The sequence below is a fragment of the Kitasatospora sp. NRRL B-11411 genome (genome assembly GCF_000721345.1).
Lineage (GTDB): Bacteria > Actinomycetota > Actinomycetes > Streptomycetales > Streptomycetaceae > Kitasatospora > Kitasatospora cineracea.
In genome coordinates this window covers 85,387-105,296 of record NZ_JOGH01000022.1, presented here as the reverse complement: position 1 = coordinate 105,296, position 19,910 = coordinate 85,387, and the positions used below count along the sequence as shown (strand labels likewise).

The window sequence follows — 19,910 nt, the reverse complement described above, 5'->3', positions numbered from 1 at the left end:
GGCGGGGTGCGGGCGGCGGGCCGGGGGCGGTGGGCGGTGCTTCCGGGCGGCGGGGGGTCGCGGCGAGGATCGCTCCGCCGGGAAGCCGCGGAGCTCTCCGGTACCGGGCCCCGCCAGGACCGGTCCAGCTAGGACTTTCCTTTATGGAGGAACAGGACCATGCGTCACACCGCTGCCAAGGCGTTCGCGGCCGCCGCGATGACCGCCGCCGCCCTCGCCACCGTCGCCGTCCCGGCGATGGCTGACCCGGCCACGGGTGTCACCCCGGCTGCCCAGGACATCGTCGGTGCCGGCTCGGACACCACGCAGGCTCTGCTCAACCAGTTCTCCACCGACTACAACGCCTCGCTGACAGCGGCCGGCAACACCACCTCGCCGCGCCTGTACAGCTGGGACGCGACCGGCACCGACCCGATCACCCCGAAGACCGGCGCCAGCACCATCAGCCGTCCGAACGGCTCCGGCGCCGGCATCTCCGCGCTGAACGCCAACACCAGCGCCACCCTGGACTTCGCGCGCTCCTCCCGCACCCGGCAGGGCACCGACCCGTCCTCCGACCTGTTCGTGGCGTTCGCCAAGGACGCGGTGACCTGGTCGGCGCAGTCCGGCGGCCACGCCCCGGCCAACCTCACCACCCAGGACCTGAACGACATCTACTCCTGCAAGGTCGGCAAGACCAACTGGTCCGCGTTCGGCGGCACCGCCGGCACCATCAAGCCCTACCTGCCGCAGCTCAGCTCCGGCACCCGCTCCTTCTTCCTGGGCGCGATCGGCAACCCGACCCTGGGCGCCTGCGTGGTCAGCGGCCCGGAGGAGAACGAGGGCACCAACACGCTGCTGAACAACCCCGACGTGATCTTCCCGTACTCGGTCGGCCACTGGGTGGGCCAGGCCAACGGCCACACCACCGCCACCGACGACAAGGGCAGCCTGACCCTGCGCAACATCAACGGCGTCGCCCCGCTGACCGCGACCGGCACCCTGAACGCCGCGTTCGCCAACCCGACCTACGGCCGGGTGCTCTACAACGTGGTCCGTGACACCGAGTGGACCGCCACCACCGTCCAGGGCACCGCGCTGCGCGCCATCTTCGGCCCCACCGGCTACATCTGCTCGACCGCCGGCCGGACCACCATCTCCAGCTACGGCTACCTGAACCTGGCCGCGGCCTCCTGCGGCTCCACCATCTGACGCCACCACCCGCACCGGCCAGTCCCGCACCGGCCAGTCCCGCACCACCTGCACCGGCTCGTCCCGCTCCACCCGTTCCACCCGCTCCACCCGCCGCCGCCCGCCCCGCGCGAACCCCGCCGGGACGGGCGGCGGTCCGTCCCGCCACCACGCAGCACCATGCAGCATCACGCAGCATCACGTAGAAGGAGCCACGATGTCCCGTCCCACCGTCCGGATCGCCGCTGCGGCCGCCGGCCTCGCCCTGATCGCCACCGTCGCCTCCGCGGCGTCCGCCTCCGCCGCCCCGGCGACCGGGAGCGCGGTGATCAACGAGAGCAACGCCTTCTTCCAGCAGGCCGCCCAGGCTGGCATCGTGGCCGTGCCGCTGCCCACCGCGACCGCGGGCTACGACGCGAGCACCGGCCTGTCGGCGAGCTTCCCGGTGACCGGCGGCACCGGCGGCCTGCGCGACTTCTTCGGCGGCGTCCAGCTCGGCGGCGGCCTGCTGTTCGTCGACGCGCGGACCGGCAGCGCGGTCTCCTTCCACCAGCTGAGCTTCTCCTTCGAGGAGTGGACGGTCAGCGCCGTCCCGGACGGCTCGACCACCCCGGTCGCGCTGTTCGACCCGGCCGGCAACAACGCCCTCAGCTACAACGGCACCACCCAGCACCTGTCCGCCGAGTCGCTGGTGCTGGACGCCGCGGGGGCCCAGTACCTCGACGGCAAGCTGCACACCACCTTCTTCGCGGCGGGCCAGAGCGTCGGCTCCTTCGCGGTGACGTACACGCCCGCTTCCTGACGGAGAGTCAGAACCCCTGGCCATCAAGGGACTTCGCGGTGAGGATCGCCCGACCGGCCACCGGTCGGGCGATCCGCGCATGCGGCCGAGGCCCGCGCGGCAGGCGGACCCCGGCCGGGCCGGGATTTTTCCTGACGGGCCGCCAATTTCCTTGATTCGAGCACCAATTGGGCCCTCGTACACCTGGCGGACAGGGTGCGGTCAGGCGCGACTGGCCGAATATCGTCGGAGCCGCCGAGCGGCCGCTCCGTTCCCCGTCACCCGTGCGTGCCCGACCCGGCGCGCCATCGCCGGAGGTGCTGCGCCGATGAGAATCCGCCCGCCGGGGCCGAGAGCCGGATCACGTTCCCTGAAGGCCTACTTGGCGGCCGTGCTGGCCTGGACGGTGGCCGCCGCCGTCGTGCTGCTGCCGCTGGGCGGGCCGGGAGCCCAGCCGGCCCGGGCGGCCGCGGGGCAGACCTTCGAGGGCCCGGCCCGCTGGGATCCGGCCACCTGGACCGAGGGGGCGCCCGGCTCGATCACGGTCTCCCAGGTCAGCGGCCTCACCAACCAGGTGGTGCACGTGAGTTGGACCGGGTTCACGCCGACGGTGGACATCTACGGCAACCCGGTCGGCGCCGTCACGACGAAGGACACCGGGCCCGACAACGTGATGGACACCCGGGCCCTCTACGCCGTCCGGATCTACCAGTGCCGCGGCGAGAAGCCCGCCGTCACCGACTGCTACGGCTCCAGCCTCTACGGGCAGGACCCGGCGAAGGGCTTCCTGCAGCCCGGGCCGCAGGGCAACACCAACGTGCCCGAGTTCCCGTCGAACATGGCGATCGGCGCCACCCACCCGGACGGCACCGGCGAGGCGGACATCGAGCTGTGGACCGCCCAGCAGAGCCAGACCCTCGGCTGCGACCCCGCCCACAAGTGCTCGCTGGTGGTGGAGCCCAACTACGGCGGCGACTCGCTCGGCGCCTACTCCTTCCCGGACTCGCAGATCAACTGCGCCGAGCACTCCGCGGACGCGGACAACGAGTTCAACACCGCCACCGACGCCACCGTGGAGCGCAACATGCTCCGGGTGGACGGCCAGCTGATGCGCAGCGGCGAGGCCTGCGCCTGGGCCCGGCACGTCACCGTCCCGCTGGACTTCGCGCCGACCACCGACGACTGCAAGGCCGGTGACGCCGCGTTCTCGGTGCTCGGCCTGGAGATGGCCGACCGGGCGATGGCCCAGTGGCGCACCGGCGCCTGCCTGGCCGCGAACCCGGTGCAGGTGCAGTACTCGGTCGGCAACGGCGAGCCGCAGGCCCGCCAGGCGTTCCTGGACCGGTCCGGCGCGGACGTGGCGCTGACCTCGATCCCGGACCGCAACCCGCCGAGCCGCCCCTACGTGTACGCGCCGCTCGCCAACAGCGCGATCTCGGTGGTCTTCGTCGTCGACGACGCCGCCACCAGCCGGCAGGTCCGCCGGATGCGGCTCAACCAGCGGCTGCTGGCGAAGATGCTCACCCAGAGCTACCGCTACTACCAGGACGACACCGACACAGTCCGGGGCAACCCGATGTGCCTGTTCGAGGACGAGGAGTTCCGCCGGCTCAACGCGGACGTCGCCACCGGGACGACCTGGCCCAGCTGCGGCAACGCCCCGATCAGCGCGCCGGTGGTGGTCGGCGGGACCACCGACCTGGTGCACCGGCTGACCGAGTGGATCGCCGCCGACCCGGACGCCGCGCAGTTCCTGCACGGCGCCACCGACCCGTGGGGCACCCACCTCAACACCAAGTTCCTGCCGTCGGTCTACGGCGGCTACCCGGTCGATTCGTTCCAGGCGCTGGACTACACCGGGGAGAACAGCCACAAGCAGTACGAGTGGAACCCGGTGCTCGGCGGCCTCGGCCAGGTGCTCCGGATGACGCTGCAGAGCCAGCTCTCCTGCCAGCTCCCGTACGTCGACGCGACCGGCCAGCACCGCAAGTGCTACCGGATGATCAACGGGCAGCGGTCGCTGTTCGCCGTGATGGACAGCGGCGACGCCCAGGCGATGAGCCTGCCCGAGGCCGAACTCCCCAACCCCGCGGGCGGGTTCACCACGCCGACGATCGGCTCGATGCAGGCCGCCGTGCACGACATGCCGCTCGACGAGGCCACCGGCACCCGGCAACTGCCCTACGACGACCCGGACTCCGCCTACGCCAAGGACCCCAAGGCGTACCCGCTGACCATGGTGCAGTACGCGATGCTGCCGACCGAGGGCCTCGGCCAGGCCAAGAGCGAGGCGGTCAGCGGCTTCGTGCGCACCGTCACCGACCCGGACCGGGGCCAGGTCTACGGCCGGGGCGCCGGACAACTCGCCGTCGGCTACGCGGGCCTGGACAAGGCCCAGGTCGCGCAGGCCAAGGCCGCCGCCGACCACGTCGCCGCGCAGGACGGCGCCAAGCCCGGCAAGGCCGCCGGCACCGGCACCGGCAGCGGCACTGACGGCGGCGCCGGCAGCGGCGGTGGCAGTGGTGGTGGCAGCACCGGCGGCGGGACCACTGGCGGGACCGGCACCGGCACCGGCGGCGGGTACGGCGACAGCGGCGGTTCGACCGGCGGCCTCGGCGCCGACACCAGCGGGTCCGCCACCGCGGGCGGCGCCACCGCCCAGAGCGCCGCCGTCTCCGGCAAGCCCGGCGCGGGCGCCTCGCCCGGCCTGGCCGCCGCCCCCGTCGGGCAGGCCGCCGCCGACCGGGCGGGCGCGGCCCGGCTGCTGCTGCCCGTGGTCCTCGCCACCGGCGCCGTCCTGCTGGTCGGCGGACCCGCCGCGCTGTTCCTCGGCGGCACCGCCGCCGGTGCGAACCTCCGGCGCGGCACCGGGCGGCTCTGGTCGCGGCTGACCCGCCGCAGCTGACCCGCCGCGGCCGACCGGCTGCGGCCGAGCTGCCGCAGCTGACCCCGCCCCGCCGGGCGGGCGCCCCGCGCGCCCGTCCGGCGACCGGCGCCGAACCAGCGCCGAACCGCCGCCGAACCAGCCCAGGAACCCTCACCGCGCGGAGAGTTGACACCATGACAGCCGCCGTCCAGCCGACGGACACCCGCGTCCCACCGCCGACGCCCGACCCCGACCACGACTCCGACTCCGCCCCCGACGCCGACCGGCCCCGCCCGATCGGCGCTCCCGCCCCGCCCGCCGACCGGGCCTTCCGCGGCGTGCTGCGCGCCGCCGGCCTGTCGGTGTTCGTCCTGATGGGGCTGATCGCCTTCTTCCTGCTGATGCGCGGCACCGAGGCGCTGCGGGCCGTCGGCTGGTCCTTCCTCACCGAGCAGAACTGGCGCACCGCCGCGCACACCTTCGGCATCGCCGCCGTGCTGCCCAACGGCATCCTGATCGCGGTGATCGCGCTGTGCATCGCGGTGCCGGTCTCGCTCACCGCCGCACTGTTCATCTCCGAGTACGCGCCCGTCCGGCTCCGCCCGATGCTGGTCTCGCTGGTCGACCTGATGGCCGCCATCCCCAGCATCGTGTACGGGCTGTGGGGCCTGTTCTTCCTGCAGCCGCGGTTCGTCGGCCTGTGCCGCTGGCTGGCCAACCACCTCGGCGGTCCGCTGCCGTTCTTGCGGGTGCGCACCGGCGACACCCCGACCTCGTACACCTCCTCGACGTTCATCGCGGGCACCGTGGTCTCGCTGATGATCATCCCGATCATCACCTCGCTCAGCCGCGAGGTGTTCTCGCAGGCCCCCGCCGGTGAACGGGAGGGTGCCTACGCGCTCGGCTCGACCCGCTGGGGCATGGTGCGCACCGTGGTGCTGCCGTTCGGGCGCGGCGGCGTGATCGGCGCGGTGATGCTCGGCTTCGGCCGGGCGATGGGCGAGACCATCGCCGTCGCGCTGATCATCTCCCCGGTGTTCCGGATCTCCTGGCACGTGCTGGAGAACGGCGGCGGCTCGATCTCCGCGCTGATCGCGCTGCGCTTCAGCGAGTCCGACGGCCTCTCGCTGTCCGCGCTGATGGCCGCCGGCCTGGTGCTGTTCGCCCTCACCCTGCTGGTCAACGTGGCCGCCGGGTTCGTCATCAGCCGGTCCCGGTCCGGCGCCTCGACCTCGGACTGACCGGAGGAGACCGCATGCACCCCGCGCCCCCCGCGCCCACAGACCACGCAGACCACGCAGACCACTCAGACCCTCCCCGCCTCCCCGACCTCCCCGAGCAGCGCCGGATCAAGCTCGGCGGCACCACCCGCGAGGAGGTGCTCACCCTGCTCGGCGCGGCCGCCGGCTCGCTCGCCCTGGACTGGCTGCTGTACGAGCGGGTGCTGCCGTTCAGCGGTGCGTTCGGCTTCCTGCTCTGCTGGTACCTGCTGTTCCTGGCGCTGTACGCCGCCGCCGGGCGGCTCCAGTGGGACGTCCTGACCGTCCGCGAACGCCTGGCCACCGCGCTGGCCTGGAGCTCTGGGCTGCTGGTGGTCGCCGTCATCATCGAGCAGATCGGCTACGTCGCGCTGCGCGGCTTCGACGCCGCCCGGCACTGGAACTTCTTCACCGAGACCATGCGCACCACCGCCCCGCTGTCGCCGATCACCTCCGGCGGCTGCCTGCACGCCGTGGTCGGCTCGCTCGAACAGCTCGGCCTGGCCACCCTGTTCTCGGTGCCGCTGGGCATCCTCACCGCGGTCTTCCTGGTCGAGTCCGGGAACACCCGGCGCGGCGCCCGCTTCGTCAAACCGGTCCGGGTGCTGGTCGAGGCGATGACCGCGCTGCCGTCCATCGTGGCCGGCCTGTTCGTGCTCGGCGTGGTCATCCTCACCCTGGGCGCCGAGAAGAGCGGCCTGGCCGCCTCGCTGGCCCTCACCGTGATGATGACGCCGATCGTCACCCGGGCCGCCGAGGTGGTCGTCCGGCTGGTGCCCGGCACCCTCAAGGAGGCGTCCTACGCGCTCGGCGCCTCGCAATGGCGCACCGTGTGGCACGTGGTGCTGCCCACCGCCCGGCCCGGCCTGACCACCGCCGTGGTGCTCGGCATGGCCCGCGGCGTCGGCGAGACCTCCCCGGTGCTGCTCACCGCGGGCTTCACCGCCCGGATGAACCTCGACCCGCTGCACGGCAACCAGGCCAGCCTGCCGCTGTACGTCTGGAACTACGTCAAGCAGCCCTACCCCGACATGGTGGCCCGGGCGTTCGCCGGCGCGCTGACCCTGATGCTCGTGGTGCTGGTGCTGTTCGTCACCGCCCGCGTGCTGGGCCGCCACCGCACCCCCGCCAACCGTCCCGCCCGCCGTCGCCCGCCGCGCCGGGCCCCCGCCCCCGCCCCTGCGCCCGCGCCCGCCGCCCCCGTAGCGGTGGTGGGGAACCGATGATCCGTCAGAGCACCAGCCGCAGAAGGAAGAAGACCCGTCCCGTGCGCATCCGCCACCTGGCCACGGCGCTGCTCGCCGCCGCCCTGGCCCTGCCCGCCGCGCTGCTCGGCGCGACCCCGGCGCACGCCGCCACCTCGCTGAACGCGGACGGCTCCAGCTGGGCCGGCCCGGCCATCGACCAGTGGCGGCGCGACGTCGGCCCGATGGGCATCGAGATCGACTTCAACCCGGTCGGCTCGGCCGCCGGACGCGTCCAGTGGTCGATCGGCCAGGACGACTTCACCGCCTCCGACGTCCCGTTCCGCAGCCGGACCGACACCGGCGTCGACCCCGGGAAGGCCACCGGCGGCATGGGCGGCGCGGAGAACCCGGTGTACGGCTTCTCCTACGTGCCGATCACGGCCGGCGGCACCGCGCTGATGTACCACCTGGAACTCGGCGGCAAGAAGATCACCGACCTGCGGCTGTCGCCCGACACCATCGTCGGCATCTTCACCAACAGGATCACCTCCTGGGACGACCCGAGGATCACCGCCGACTACGGCAAGGCGCTGCCGAAGATCCCGATCACCCCGGTGGTGCGCTCCGACGGCTCCGGCGCCACCGCCCAGTTCACCCGCTGGATGGAACACACCCACCAGGCCGAGTGGGACGCCTACTGCGCCCAGGTCAACGGCGTCAGCTGCGGCGACTACACCGAGTTCTTCCCGCCGTCCGGCCGGATGACCGCGCAGAACGGCTCCGACGTGGTCGCCGGGTACATCCAGTCGCCGACCGGCATCGGCTCGATCGGCTACGACGAGTACGCGTTCGCCAAGCGCAGCGGCTGGCCGGTCGTCAAGGTGCTCAACCCGGCCGGGTACTACACCCTGCCGACCGCCTCCAACGTCGCGGTGGCGCTGACCGCCGCCAGGATCCGCGGCGTCGACGACAGCACCTCGCCCGACGACCCGGACTACCTGCAGCAGAACCTCGACGGCGTCTACAGCAACGGCGACGCCCGCTCCTACCCGATCTCCTCCTACAGCTACCTGATCGTGCCGCGGGCCAACACCTCCCGCCCCGTCACCCCGCGCTTCAACGACGCCAAGGGCAGCGCGCTCAGCCGCTACCTCGCCTACGTGCTGTGCGCCGGGCAGGGCGAGGCCGACCACCTCGGCTACTCGCCGATCCCGCGCAACCTGGTGCGCGGCGGGCTGCTGCAGACCCAGCACATCCCCGGCAACGCCAGCCCCGTCGACCCCAACACCCTCGCCAACTGCCAGAACCCGACCTTCAACTCGGCCGGCGAACTCACCGTGCTGAAGGAGGCCCCGCAGCCCAGCCCCTGCGACAAGAAGGGCAGCCCGCTGGACTGCACCGTGCAGAACGGCCAGGCCGTCCAGACCGGCAAGGCCAACTCCGGTACCGGAGGCGGCAGTTCGGGCAGCGGCGGGACGGGCGGCGGCACCGGCTCCGACACCGGCGGGACGGGTGGCGGCACCGGGACGGGCGGCGCCGCCGCCGCTGGACCGGGCGCCGGTGACGGCGGGCAGCAGGTGATCGACCCGCAGACCGGCGAACTGCTCGACACCGGCTCCGGCGGCACCGGGACGGGCGGCACCGGCGGCGCCGCGCCCGCCGCGGTGGTCGCGCTCGGCGGACGGCCGCAGGACTGGCTGCTGTCCACCCTCACCGCCGTCGAACTGCTCGGCGTGGTCGCCGTCCCCCCGCTGCTGGCCGCCTGGTGGCGCCGCCGCGACCGGACCGGCCGGACGGCGGCCGACCGGTGAACCGCCCGGCGACCGCCCGGGGCGCCGCGTCAGCCGCGTCAGCCGCGCCCGGCGTACCTATCGTGCCCGCTGCGCCTGCCGCGCCTGCCGCGCCTGCCGCGCCTGCCGTGCCCGCTGCGCCTGCCGCGCCTGCCGCGCCTGCCGTGCCTGCCACGCCTGCCGTGCCCGCTGCGCCTGCCGTGCCTGCCGCGCCTGCCGTGCCCGCTGCGCCCGGCGAGTCCGGCGTGCCCGTTGCGCCAGCCGTGCCCGTCGCACCCACCGTGTCCGCCACGCGCGAGGAGACCAGCAGATGACCGCGCCCACCCTCGAACGACCGGCGAACGCGGCAACCACCGCCCCGGACAAGGTGGTTGGGGCAGCGGGCGGCCCGCCCGGGCCCGGTCGGCCGCGGCGGCAGTGGCTGCCGGCCGCCGCCCGGGCGGTGACGTTGGCCGCCGTGCTGCTGCTCGGCTTCGTCGGGTACCTGCTGGCGCTGTCCGGCCTGCAGGAGGCCCGCCACCAGTCCACCGCCTACGCCACGCTGCGCGACCGGCTGGCCAACGCCACCGCGCCGACCGGCCCCGCCGAGGACGGCGCGCCGCTGGCCGTCCTCGACGTCCCGGCGCTCGGCCTGCGGCAGGCCGTCGTGGTCGAGGGCACCACCGGCCGCGACCTGATGCGCGGCCCCGGGCACCGGCGCGACACCGTGCTGCCCGGACAGCCCGGCGTGGCCGTCCTGTTCGGCCGCTCCACCGCGTTCGGCGCCCCGTTCGCCGACCTCGGCCGGCTGAAGGTCGGCGACCGGATCGACGTCACCACCGGCCAGGGCAGCTTCCACTACACCGTCAACACCTACGGCGACGGCGACCACCCGATCCAGGACACCGCCCCCAACCGGCTGGTGCTGGTCACCGGGAACTCCGACTGGATCCCCACCAGCACCGTGCTGGTCGGCGCCCGGCTCGACGGCGACCCCGAACCGGCCGGTGCCAGGCGGCCCGCCACCACCCCCGCCGACAAGGTGCTGGCCGCCGACAAGGGCGCCCTGTCCGCGCTCCAACTCTGGTCGCTGGCCCTGCTGTCGGCCGTCACCGCGGCCGTCGTCGCGGCCCGCCGCTGGCGCCGCGCCGCCGCCTACCTGTGCTTCGCGCCGGTGGTCGGCGCCCTGCTCTGGTCGGTGTACGAGAACGCCGCCGCCCTGCTCCCCAACGTCTACTGAGCTCCCCGCTCCCCGCTCCCCGGGAAAGGACCGCCCGCCGATGACCGAGACCGCCCAACCCCCCTTCCCCGCCCAGGAGTCCGGAGTCCGGGACGACCCGCCCACGGTCCCGCTGCCGCCGGTGCCCGCCGGGGCGCCGCCGACGGCCGGGGCGCCGCCGACCGCCCTCTCCGGGCTGGAGACCCGCGACGTCACCGCCTGGTTCGGGCAGCGCAAGGTCCTCGAACGGGTCTCGTTCGCCATGCGGCCCGGCGAGATCACCGCCCTGATCGGCCCGTCCGGCTGCGGCAAGTCCACCTACCTGCGGATCCTCAACCGGATGCACGAGATGGTGCGCGGCGCCGCCCTGGCCGGCGAGGTCCTGCTGGCCGGCGAGGACGTCTACGCCCCCGGCCGCCGCCCCGCCGAGGTCCGCCGCCGGATCGGCATGGTCTTCCAGCGCCCCAACCCGTTCCCCGCCATGTCCATCCACGACAACGTGGTCAGCGGGCTCAAACTGGCCGGCATCAGGGCGAGCCGCGACGAGCGCGACCACCTGGTCGAGTCCAGCCTGCGCCGGGCCGGCCTGTGGGACGAGGTCAGCACCCGCCTCGGCACCCCCGGCGGCGCGCTCTCCGGCGGCCAGCAGCAGCGCCTGTGCATCGCCCGCTCGCTCGCCGTCTCCCCGGAGATCCTGCTGATGGACGAACCCTGCTCCGCCCTCGACCCCACCTCCACCCGCCGGATCGAGGAGACCATCGCCGAACTGCGCCACCGGGTCACCATCGTCATCGTCACCCACAACATGCAGCAGGCCCAACGCGTCTCCCAGTCCTGCGCGTTCTTCCTCGCCACCCACGACACCCCCGGCCGGATCGTCGAGTCCGGCCCCACCGAACGCCTCTTCACCGACCCCGCCGACCGGCGCACCGCCGACTACGTCAACGGCCGCTTCGGCTGACGCCGCCGGCCCGCCGTCGGCCGCGTGTCACGGACGGTGCGCGGGAGCGCAGCGCCTAGCGTTTGCGGGAGGACCGGCCACCGGTCCCGCCCGCAGCCTTACGCCACGAGGAGAGCGCAGACCATGACCGTCAGCCTGCCCGAGCTCACCGGGGACTACGTCCTCGACCCGACCCACACCCGGATCGGGTTCGTCGCCCGCCACGCCATGGTCACCAAGGTGCGCGGGGCCTTCCACCAGTTCGAGGGCACCGCGCACCTGGACGGCGCCGACCCGGCCAGGTCCAGCGGCCAGGTGGTGATCAAGACCGGGAGCATCGACACCGGCGTCGAGCAGCGCGACCAGCACCTGCGCACCAACGACTTCCTGGACGCGCCGAACTTCCCCGACATCACCTTCCGCACCACTGCGGTCGAGCAGAAGTCCGACACCGACTACCGGGTCACCGGTGACCTCACCATCAAGGACACCACCAAGCCGGTCACCATCGACTTCGAGTACACCGGCAACGCCGTCGACCCCCAGGGCAACCTGCGGGTCGGCCTGGAGGGCTCGGTCACCATCAGCCGCAAGGAGTTCGGGGTGACCTGGAACGCCGCGCTGGAGGGCGGCGGCGTGCTGGTCGGCGACAAGATCGTGCTGGAGTTCGACGTCTCGGCGGTCAAGCAGGGCTGACGGCGCCGCCAGGGCCCGCCCCCGGAGACCGGGGGCGGGCCCTGCGCTGCTGCCGAGGGGGCGGGGTCAGGCCCGCCAGGCGGGCGAGAGCGCGATCGCCTTCAGGGCGGCCAGGTCGAGGGCCGGGACGCCGGGCCTGGTGTCGTAGAACTGCTCGCCGTTCCACTCGTTGAACAGCAGCTGCGCGCCGTCCGGGTAGTACACGGTCACCGTCCAGTGCAGCAGGTTGTCGGTCGCGGTCTTGCCGTTGCCGAAGGCGTTGACCACCACCGTCCCGCCGCCCGCCATCGGTTCGCGGACCTCCAGCGGGGTCGGCGGCCGCTGCGGCAGCCCGGCCAGGTCGTCCAGCCCGCGCTGCGAGGGCGGCGTGAACGCCACCGTCAGCGAGCTGCGCCGCCCGTCCGCCGTCACGGCCAGCCTGGTGTGCGCCGCGTCCCGGTCGGCCGTGGCCGTCCCCGTCGGGAGCAGCGCGGCCAGCTTGTCCAGCAGGGCGTTCGCGGTCTCGGTGGAGGTCGGCGACGGGTGGGCGTCCGCGGAGACGGTGGCGTCCGGGGTACCGGCCACCGGGGTCAGCGCGGCGAACGCCTCGCTCCACTGCGGGGCGGTGACCATCGCGGTGAGCTGGGCGTCCGTCAGCGGCGGCGCGGGGCGACTCGCCCGGCTGGGCTGGCCGTTGTACTCGGTCACGTGCACCTGGCGGCCGTCCGGCGCGGCCCAGAACGCACGCCACTCGAGGACGCCGTCGTCGCTCCGGCTGCGGATCTTGTCGATCACCAGCAGCGAGCCGTCCGGCAGCACCGTCCGGGTGCAGGAGTCGGTGGGGGTCTGGAACGAGTCCAGGCAGCCCAACTGCTCGATCCGGTCGGCGGTGTACTGCACCGTCACCTGGAGCAGGCTCTCGCCGGACCCGTCATCGAACGTCAGCACCTTCCCCACCTGGTGCGGGTCGCGGTCCGCCGACCACCCGCCGCCCACCCGCCGGACGGTCCCGTGCGGCAGGAAGAGCCCGACCAACTCGTCGAACCGCTGCTCCGAGAGCTGCGGGCGCGCCGAGTCCGCCGGGGCGGTGGTGGCGAACGGCAGGTGCCCGCCGGACGCGAAGCCGCCCGCCGCGCCCAGCACCAGCACCGCCAGCGCTCCCGCGACGGCCGCCCGGCGCCGGCGCTGCCGCCGCAGTCCGGCCCGCCGGGCTCCGGCGGCCAGCTGTCCGTGCGCCGCCTCGGGCGTCAACCCGGCCGCGCCGTCGAGCGCCCGGGAGAGGGCCGAGGCCAGTTCGTCGTCAGTGGGCATGGTGCGACACCGCCTTCCGCGAGTCGTCGGGTCCGGGAGCGGGGGAGGCGGCGGGGCGTCCCACCAGGGCGTTCAGGTCGTCGCCGAGCGCGGCCCGCAGCCGGGCCAGCGCCCGCTTGGTGCGGGTGCGCACCGCGCTGTCGCCGATCCGCAGCACCCCGGCGGTCTCCTCGACGCTGCGGTCCTCCCAGAACCGCAGCACCAGCACCGCCCGGTCCGCCGGCGACAGTTCGGCCAGCACCCGCAGCAGCGTCAGCCGCAGCGCCGGGTCCGGGTCGTCGACGCCGGTCTCCGGCAGCACGTCCGTGACCCGCTCGGTGGTGCTGCGCCGCCGCCGGTACGACAGGAAGGTGTTCACCAGCACCGCCTGCACGTACCCGCTCGGGTTCTCCAGCCGGGCGATCTTCCGCCACTTCAGGAAGGCCCGCCCTAGCGCCTCCTGCACCAGGTCCTCCGCCAGGTGCGCGTCCCCGCCGGTCAGCAGGAACGCCGTCCGCAGCAGGTGCTTCGCCCGGAACGCCACGAATTCTTCGAACTCCGGAGTCCGCGGCAGCCCCGGACCGTCCGGCCCCGCCCGGTTCGATGAGTGATCCATGCCCTGGTAACGCATCGGGCCCGACGCTACGTGACACCCCCTCCGCTCCCCGCACCGGGCTCGTCGTGGCGGCGGGCGGCGGAACGTGGTGCACGATGGGGGCTGACGGGCCGTCACGGGGCGGCGGGCGAGGCGAGCGGAGAGGCCGGTGGGTGCGGGCATGGGTGCTGAGGACGGCTACGACCTGGTGGTGATCGGGGGCGGGCCCACCGGGGAGAACCTGGCGGACCGGGCGCACGCGGGCGGGCTGAGCGTGGCGCTGGTGGAGAGCGAACTCGTCGGCGGGGAGTGCTCGTACTGGGCGTGCATGCCCAGCAAGGCGCTGCTGCGCCCGGTCGCGGCGCTCGCCGACGCCCGGCGGGTGGCGGGCAGCCGGGAGGCCGTCGGCGGGAAGTTGGACGCGGCGGCGGTGCTGGCGCGGCGGGACGGGTTCGCCTCGCACTGGCACGACGACGGGCAGGTGCAGTGGCTGGCCTCGGCCGGCATCGACCTGGTCCGCGGGCACGGGCGGCTGGACGGCGAGCGGCGGGTCACCGTCGAGACGCCCGACGGCGGGCGGCGCACCCTCACCGCCCGGCACGCCGTCGCCGTGTGCACCGGCACCCGGGCCGCCCTCCCCGACCTGCCCGGGCTGGCCGGCGCCCGGGTGTGGACCAGCCGGGAGGCCACCTCCGCGCAGGAGGTGCCCGGACGGCTCGCGGTGGTCGGCGGCGGCGTCGTCGCGGTCGAGATGGCCACCGCCTGGCGCGCCCTGGGCAGCGAGGTCACCCTGCTGGTGCGCGGCGACCGACTGCTGGACCGCACCGAGGACTTCGCCGGACAACTGGTCTCCGACGGCCTGCGGGCCGCCGGGGTGGACGTCCGGTTCGGCGTCTCGGTCACCGCCCTGCACCGCGAACCGGACGGCACCCTCCTGCTCGACCTGGCCGACGGCACCCGGCTGCCCGCCGACGAGGCGCTGTTCGCCACCGGCCGCCGCCCCGCCACCGCCGACCTCGGACTCGACACCGTCGGACTCGAACCCGGCAGCTGGATCGAGACCGACGACACCGGCCGCGCCACCGCCGTCCCGGCCGGCTGGCTGTACGCCGCGGGCGACGTCAACCACCGCGCGCTGCTCACCCACCAGGGCAAGTACCAGGGCCGGGTCTTCGGCGCCGCGATCGCCGACCGGGCCGCCGGCCGTCCGCTCGACCTCGCCCCCTGGGGCCGCTCGGTCGCCACCGCCGACCACGCCGCCGTCCCGCAGGTGGTCTTCACCGACCCCGAGGTCGCCGCCGTCGGCCGCACCCTCCAGGAGGCCCGGGACGCCGGGCTGCGGGTGCGCGCCGTCGACTACGACCTCGGCGGGGTCTCCGGCGCCGCCCTGTACGCCGACGGCTACCGGGGCCGGGCCCGGGCCGTCGTCGACCTCGACCGGGAGGTGCTGGTCGGCGTCACCTTCGCCGGGCCCGGTGTCGCCGAACTCCTGCACTCCGCGACCGTCGCCGTCGCCGGGGAGGTCCCGATCGCCCGGCTCTGGCACGCGGTGCCGGCCTATCCCACGATCAGCGAGGTCTGGCTGCGGCTGCTGGAGACCTACCGGGGCTGACCCGGCGTCAGGGGAGGGCGGGAGGGAGGCAGGGCGTTAGGGGAGGGCGGGAGGGCGGAGAAGGGGGAGAGGCGGTGGGTGGAAAATCCGTTGCGACCCGATTCGGTGGGGTTCTAGGCTGGCCGCGCCGGTCCGTTCCGCGGCCGGCGCCCCGGTCGGGCCCGTGCGGCCCACGTGCAGAAAGGAGTCCGTGATGCCGACCTCGCACCCGGCGCTCCCGATCACCGCTGCCGCCCCCGCTCCCGTCCTCGCGCCCGCGCCCGTCCGGGTGCGGTAGGGCGGTCCGCCCGATCGGGCTGCGCCTCCGGTTCCCGTTCCCCCCTGCCCCCGGAGGCACCGTGTTCTTCCGTCCCGCCGTCGCGTCCGACCTCGACGGCCTGCTCTCGCTGTTCACCGCCGACCCCGCCTGCGGGATGACGGCGGACACCTACCTGTCCCGGCTCGCCGCCGGCGAGTACCGCCCGGGCTGGACGTGGACGGCCCGGGCCGCCCCGGGCGGGCCGCCGCTGGCGCTCGCCGTCTGGTGGGGCCGCCCCGGGAGCGACCGGCCCGCCGCGCTCGACGCGCTGGGCGTCCGCCCCGAGTTCGGCTCCGACGCCCGACGGGCCGTGCTGGCCGCCGAGTTGCTCACCGCCGCGCACGCGGCGCACGGGCGGGCGTCCGAGTACCACCTCCTGCTCCCCGGAGACTGGCACGACCGGCCGGAGACGGTCGCTGCCGTCGCCTGGCGGCAGGAGGCGGCCCGCCGGGCCGGGCTCCCGGCCCGGCTGGAGCGGCTGCGCTACGAGTGGACGCCGGGCGCGGGCCTGCCCGCCCCGACCGGGCGGCTGCGCTTCCGGGCCGAACCGGACGACGAGGTCTTCGCCGACCTGTTCCGCCGGGCCCTGACCGGCACCCTCGACGCCACCTCCCGGACGGCCGCCGCCCGCCGCGGCGCCGAGGCACAGGCCCGGGCCGACGTCGCCTTCTACCGGGACGGCATGCCCGGCGAGCGCTCCTGGTGGCGCACCGCGCACACCCCGGACGGCGAACCGGTCGGCTTCGCCGTCCCCTCCCGGAACTCCGCGGGCCCCGTCGTCGGCTACCTCGGCGTGCTGCCCGGGCACCGGGGCCGCGGCTACGCCGAGGAGATACTCGGCGAGACCACCCGCGTCCTGGCCGCCGAGGCTGCCGCCGACCGGATCCGCGCCGACACCGACCTGGCCAACACCCCGATGGCCGCCGCCTTCGAGCGCGCCGGTTACCGCAACACCGACCGCCGCCTGGTGCTCTCCGCGCACTGAACGGCGGTACGGCTGACGGTGCGTCAGCCGCGCAGCTTCGCGCCGGCCTGCCTGCCGAGGGCCTCCTCGGCGGCGGACTCGGCGGGCGTGTTCGAGGCGTCCGTCGCGCTGCGGTCGGCGACCGCCTCGATCGCGTAGTGGGAGGTGCCGACGGTGAAGAAGAGTTCCGGCTGGCTGCCGTCCGAGGCCCGGGTCAGCAGCACGGCCCGGTCGCCGACCCCGGCGACGGGCACGGAGGTGAAGGCCGGGTCCGAGGTGGTCCGGGCGAAGGCGGCGTCGTCGACCAGCCGCAGCGACAGGTACGAGCGGCGCGAGCCCCAGGTGCACGACCACGGGCGCTCGGTGGACGGGCCCTCCGCGAGCAGCTGGGAGCCACCGCCCATCGCGGCGCTGACCTGCGCGTTGGTCCACACCGTGCAGGGATCGGCCGGCCGCCCGGCCGGTCCGACCGCGGACGGGTCGCCGCTGACGGTGACGGTGATCGTGGCCGCGCCCGTGGGCGATGCCGGTGCTGACGTTTGGGCTGACGCCGGGGCGCTCGGGTTCGGGGGCGCGGCGTCCGTGCTGCCGCCCGAGGAACTGCAGCCCGCCGCGGCCAGGGCCAGCCCCGCCACCAGCAGCGCGCGCCGACCGCCGGAGAACGCGGTGGGGAACACCTTGGAGAACATCGCCGTCCCTCCCGAAGACCTGATGTCCAGTGACCGACAGCCACCGTAGCCGGGCCGCCCGGCGGCGCGGGCCGGAAGCGGGAAGGAGGTGGGAAGGGGGACGGGAAGGGGGCAGGCCGGGAGCGGGAAGGACGCGGGACTCCCGAGTGTTGCGGGAGCGTGACGCCGCATCACAATCCCGGCCGGTGGTTGATCGTTCCGGCCCCGGTGTGTGAGCGTGGCGGGATCGGAGACCGAACGACCGAGGAGGAACCCGGTGCCCACCCCCGACCGGCCGCTGCGCTCGCTGGGATTCCTGACCATCGGCCTGTTCGACGAGCACGACCCGGCCGGCGGCCACGAGGCCACCCTGCGACTGATCGAACTCGGCGAACAACTGGGCTTCGACAACGCCTGGCTGCGCCACCGGCACCTGCAGTACGGGATCTCCTCGCCGCTGACGGTGCTCGCCGCCGCCAGCCAGCGCACCCGCCGGATCGCCCTCGGCACCGCCGTCACCCCGCTCGGCTGGGAGAACCCGCTGCGCTACGCGGAAGACCTGGCGACCGTCGACGTGCTCTCCGGCGGGCGGCTCAACCCCGGCGTCAGCGTCGGCGTGCCGATCCACTACGAGGAGGTGAAGGACGCGCTGTACCCGGACACCGCCGACCGCGAGGACTTCGGCTACGGGCGGGTCGAGCGCCTGCTCGGCCTGCTGCGCGGCGAACGGGCCAGCACCTTCCAGGGCACCGAGGGCATCGAGGCGTACTCCGAGCGCGTCCAGCCGCACGTGCCCGGCCTGGCCGGACGGGTCTGGTACGGCGGCGGCAGCCTGCGCTCGGCGCGCTGGGCCGGCGAGCAGGGGCTGAACCTGCTCACCAGCAGCGTGGTCCGGGCCGAGGAGAGCGAGAGCTTCGAGGCCAACCAGCTCGCCCTGATCCGGACGTTCCGAGCCGCCCACCCCGCGGGCGAACGGGCCCGGGTCTCGCACGGGCTGGTGGTCGTCCCCACCGACAGCGCCACCCCCGAGCAGCGCGCCAAGTACCGGGCGTACGCGGAGTCCCGGTACGCCCGCACGCTCGCCCCGCAGGGCCCCGGCCGCCTGCTGTTCGCCCCCGACCTGGTCGGCACCAGCGAGCAGCTCGCCGAACAGCTGTACGCGCACGCCGCGTTCCGGGAGGCCGACGAGGTCGCGTTCGCGCTGCCGTTCACCTTCGCGCCGGAGGACTACGTCCAGATCCTCACCGACCTCGCCACCCGCCTCGGCCCGCTGCTCGGCTGGAGCCCCGCCGCCTGAGGCCCGAGCCGGGCAGCGGGCAAGCGACCTGACGGGACGTCAGGAGGTCAGGAGGTCGGACGGCCGGGAGGACAACTGGCGGCGGATCGCGTCCTGGAAGCCGGTCAGCGCCGGGTTCGCCGGGCTGCGCTCCAGCCAGGTCATGGTGATCGCGGTCCGGAGTTCCGTGTCGCCGACCTCCACCACGGCGACCTCGCCCCGGTCGGCCCGGTGGCGGACCGCGAGCAGCGGCAGCAGCGCGCAGCCCATCCCGGCCGCGACGCAGGCGCCCAGCGTGTCGATGCTGTCCACCTCGGCGACCGGCTCCGGTCCGACCGCGGCTGCGGCTGTGGTCGCAGCCGTAGCCGTAGCCGTAGCCGCGTAGGCGTCGGTGGAGGTGCTGCCGAACGCGGTGTCGTACATCTCCCGGAAGCCGCAGCCCCGTTGGGTGGCCAGGAACGGTTCGGCAGCCAGCTCCGCCAGGGCGGCCCGACCGCGAGTGGCCAGCCGGTGGCCGGGCGGGACGATCACCACCAGGGGCTCCTCGGCCAGCGTCTCCGCGCGCAGCCCCGGGGCGTCCGGTCCGGCGTTCGGAGGGGTGTTCGGCGGGATACCCGGCGGGACGTTCAGTGGGACGTTCGGCGGGACGTTCGGTGGGGTGCCGAAGGTCAGGCAGAGGTCGAGTTCGCCGCGCCGCACCGCTCCGTGGAGTTCGCCGCGGTTGGACTGCGAGACCCGCACCCTGGTCTCCGGGTGCCGGGCCCGGTAGGAGGCCAGTACCCCGGGCAGCAGGTGCCGGCTCAGTGTCTCCAGCGCGCCGAGGGCCAGTTCCGGGGCGGGCCGGACGACCGCGGTGCGCGCCTCCTCGAGCAGCCCGAGGATCCGGCCGGTGTAGGAGGCGAGCACCTCGCCCTGTGCGGTCAGCCGGATCCGGCGCTGCGAGCGGTCGACCAGTTCGACGCCCAACTCCCGTTCCAGCGCCTGGACCTGGTCGCTCACGCTGGACTGCGCGTAGTGCAGCTCGCGCGCCGCCCCGGTCATGCTGAGCGTCCGGGCGACCGCCTCGAAGGTGCGCAGGTGCCGTAACTCCACTGCCGGGCCACTCCTCTGACGATCCGTCGGCCTGCCGGTGCTCCGTCGCCGATCCATCGGCCGGGCCGATTGTATCCATCGGTCCTTCCCGTGCTCAGGACGGCCGGATCCGCTCCCCGCTCCGGAAGAATGGCAGCACCGCCCCCACCGCACCGCCACGGTGCCGATCCGGGGGACCGGACGACCGCGCCCCGGCCGACCGGTTCCCCGGACGCTGCGGCCTGCGCTCTTCCCGTTCCGCCTTCTCCC

The 19,910-nt window shown here is 74.6% G+C and carries 16 protein-coding genes; 12 read left to right on the top strand and 4 right to left on the bottom strand.

Annotated features, from left to right (window positions below):
* The first annotated feature begins 159 nt into the window (after positions 1–159).
* The 9 genes from IH44_RS0113730 to IH44_RS0113690 all read left to right on the top strand — a co-directional run bounded on the left by IH44_RS0113730 (position 160) and on the right by IH44_RS0113690 (position 11,887).
* Positions 160–1,191 carry a substrate-binding domain-containing protein gene (locus IH44_RS0113730; RefSeq protein ID WP_030459799.1) on the top strand — a complete coding sequence of 344 codons (1,032 nt, stop codon included), beginning with the start codon at positions 160–162 and terminating at the stop codon, positions 1,189–1,191.
* 196 nt (positions 1,192–1,387) lie between these two features.
* Complete coding sequence (locus tag IH44_RS0113725; protein ID WP_030459798.1) at positions 1,388–1,972, top strand: hypothetical protein; 585 nt, start codon at positions 1,388–1,390, stop codon at positions 1,970–1,972.
* A 361-nt stretch (positions 1,973–2,333) separates the two neighbouring features.
* Positions 2,334–4,856: a hypothetical protein gene (locus IH44_RS42770; protein ID WP_030459797.1), complete on the top strand. Its 2,523-nt coding sequence runs from the start codon at positions 2,334–2,336 to the stop codon at positions 4,854–4,856.
* A gap of 155 nt (positions 4,857–5,011) precedes the next feature.
* Positions 5,012–6,058 carry a phosphate ABC transporter permease subunit PstC gene (gene pstC / locus IH44_RS0113715; protein WP_030459796.1) on the top strand — a complete coding sequence of 349 codons (1,047 nt, stop codon included), beginning with the start codon at positions 5,012–5,014 and terminating at the stop codon, positions 6,056–6,058.
* Positions 6,059–6,072: 14 nt separating this feature from the next.
* Entirely contained in the window at positions 6,073–7,302 is a 1,230-nt protein-coding gene (gene pstA, locus IH44_RS0113710) for a phosphate ABC transporter permease PstA (RefSeq protein ID WP_030459795.1), read from the top strand.
* Positions 7,303–7,343: 41 nt separating this feature from the next.
* The gene (locus tag IH44_RS0113705) at positions 7,344–9,074 is read left to right on the top strand and encodes a substrate-binding domain-containing protein (RefSeq protein ID WP_030459794.1); all 1,731 of its coding nucleotides are present in this window, start codon (positions 7,344–7,346) and stop codon (positions 9,072–9,074) included.
* A gap of 289 nt (positions 9,075–9,363) precedes the next feature.
* Positions 9,364–10,272, top strand: a complete 909-nt coding sequence (locus tag IH44_RS0113700) for a sortase (RefSeq protein ID WP_232794933.1) — start codon at positions 9,364–9,366, stop codon at positions 10,270–10,272.
* 40 nt (positions 10,273–10,312) lie between these two features.
* Positions 10,313–11,212, top strand: a complete 900-nt coding sequence (locus IH44_RS0113695) for a phosphate ABC transporter ATP-binding protein (protein WP_107066523.1) — start codon at positions 10,313–10,315, stop codon at positions 11,210–11,212.
* Between the two features lie 123 nt (positions 11,213–11,335).
* Positions 11,336–11,887 (top strand): YceI family protein, encoded by a 552-nt coding sequence (locus tag IH44_RS0113690; protein WP_030459791.1) that lies wholly within the window; start codon positions 11,336–11,338, stop codon positions 11,885–11,887.
* Positions 11,888–11,953: 66 nt separating this feature from the next.
* Here the strand turns inward: IH44_RS0113690 and IH44_RS0113685 are convergent, their stop codons facing one another.
* Together IH44_RS0113685 and IH44_RS41015 are read right to left on the bottom strand one after the other, a co-directional pair.
* Positions 11,954–13,177: a hypothetical protein gene (locus tag IH44_RS0113685; RefSeq protein WP_030459790.1), complete on the bottom strand. Its 1,224-nt coding sequence runs from the start codon at positions 13,175–13,177 to the stop codon at positions 11,954–11,956.
* Entirely contained in the window at positions 13,167–13,772 is a 606-nt protein-coding gene (locus IH44_RS41015) for a SigE family RNA polymerase sigma factor (protein WP_030459789.1), read from the bottom strand. The genes IH44_RS0113685 and IH44_RS41015 overlap by 11 nt, the downstream gene beginning before the upstream one ends.
* A 160-nt stretch (positions 13,773–13,932) precedes the next feature.
* Between IH44_RS41015 and IH44_RS0113675 the strand changes: the two genes are divergently transcribed.
* Together IH44_RS0113675 and IH44_RS0113665 are read left to right on the top strand one after the other, a co-directional pair.
* The gene (locus IH44_RS0113675; protein ID WP_030459788.1) at positions 13,933–15,363 is read left to right on the top strand and encodes an NAD(P)/FAD-dependent oxidoreductase; all 1,431 of its coding nucleotides are present in this window, start codon (positions 13,933–13,935) and stop codon (positions 15,361–15,363) included.
* Between the two features lie 338 nt (positions 15,364–15,701).
* Positions 15,702–16,646 (top strand): GNAT family N-acetyltransferase, encoded by a 945-nt coding sequence (locus tag IH44_RS0113665; RefSeq protein WP_030459787.1) that lies wholly within the window; start codon positions 15,702–15,704, stop codon positions 16,644–16,646.
* Positions 16,647–16,669: 23 nt separating this feature from the next.
* Here the strand turns inward: IH44_RS0113665 and IH44_RS0113660 are convergent, their stop codons facing one another.
* A complete protein-coding gene (locus IH44_RS0113660; RefSeq protein WP_030459786.1) occupies positions 16,670–17,314 on the bottom strand; it encodes a hypothetical protein in 645 nt (214 codons plus the stop codon).
* 256 nt (positions 17,315–17,570) lie between these two features.
* On the opposite strand from IH44_RS0113660, the gene IH44_RS0113655 reads away from it, so the two are divergent.
* Complete coding sequence (locus tag IH44_RS0113655; RefSeq protein WP_030459785.1) at positions 17,571–18,590, top strand: LLM class flavin-dependent oxidoreductase; 1,020 nt, start codon at positions 17,571–17,573, stop codon at positions 18,588–18,590.
* 39 nt (positions 18,591–18,629) lie between these two features.
* Here the strand turns inward: IH44_RS0113655 and IH44_RS0113650 are convergent, their stop codons facing one another.
* On the bottom strand, positions 18,630–19,661 hold the full coding sequence (locus IH44_RS0113650) for a LysR family transcriptional regulator (protein WP_030459784.1): 1,032 nt from the start codon (positions 19,659–19,661) through the stop codon (positions 18,630–18,632).
* Between the last annotated feature and the right edge of the window lie 249 nt (positions 19,662–19,910).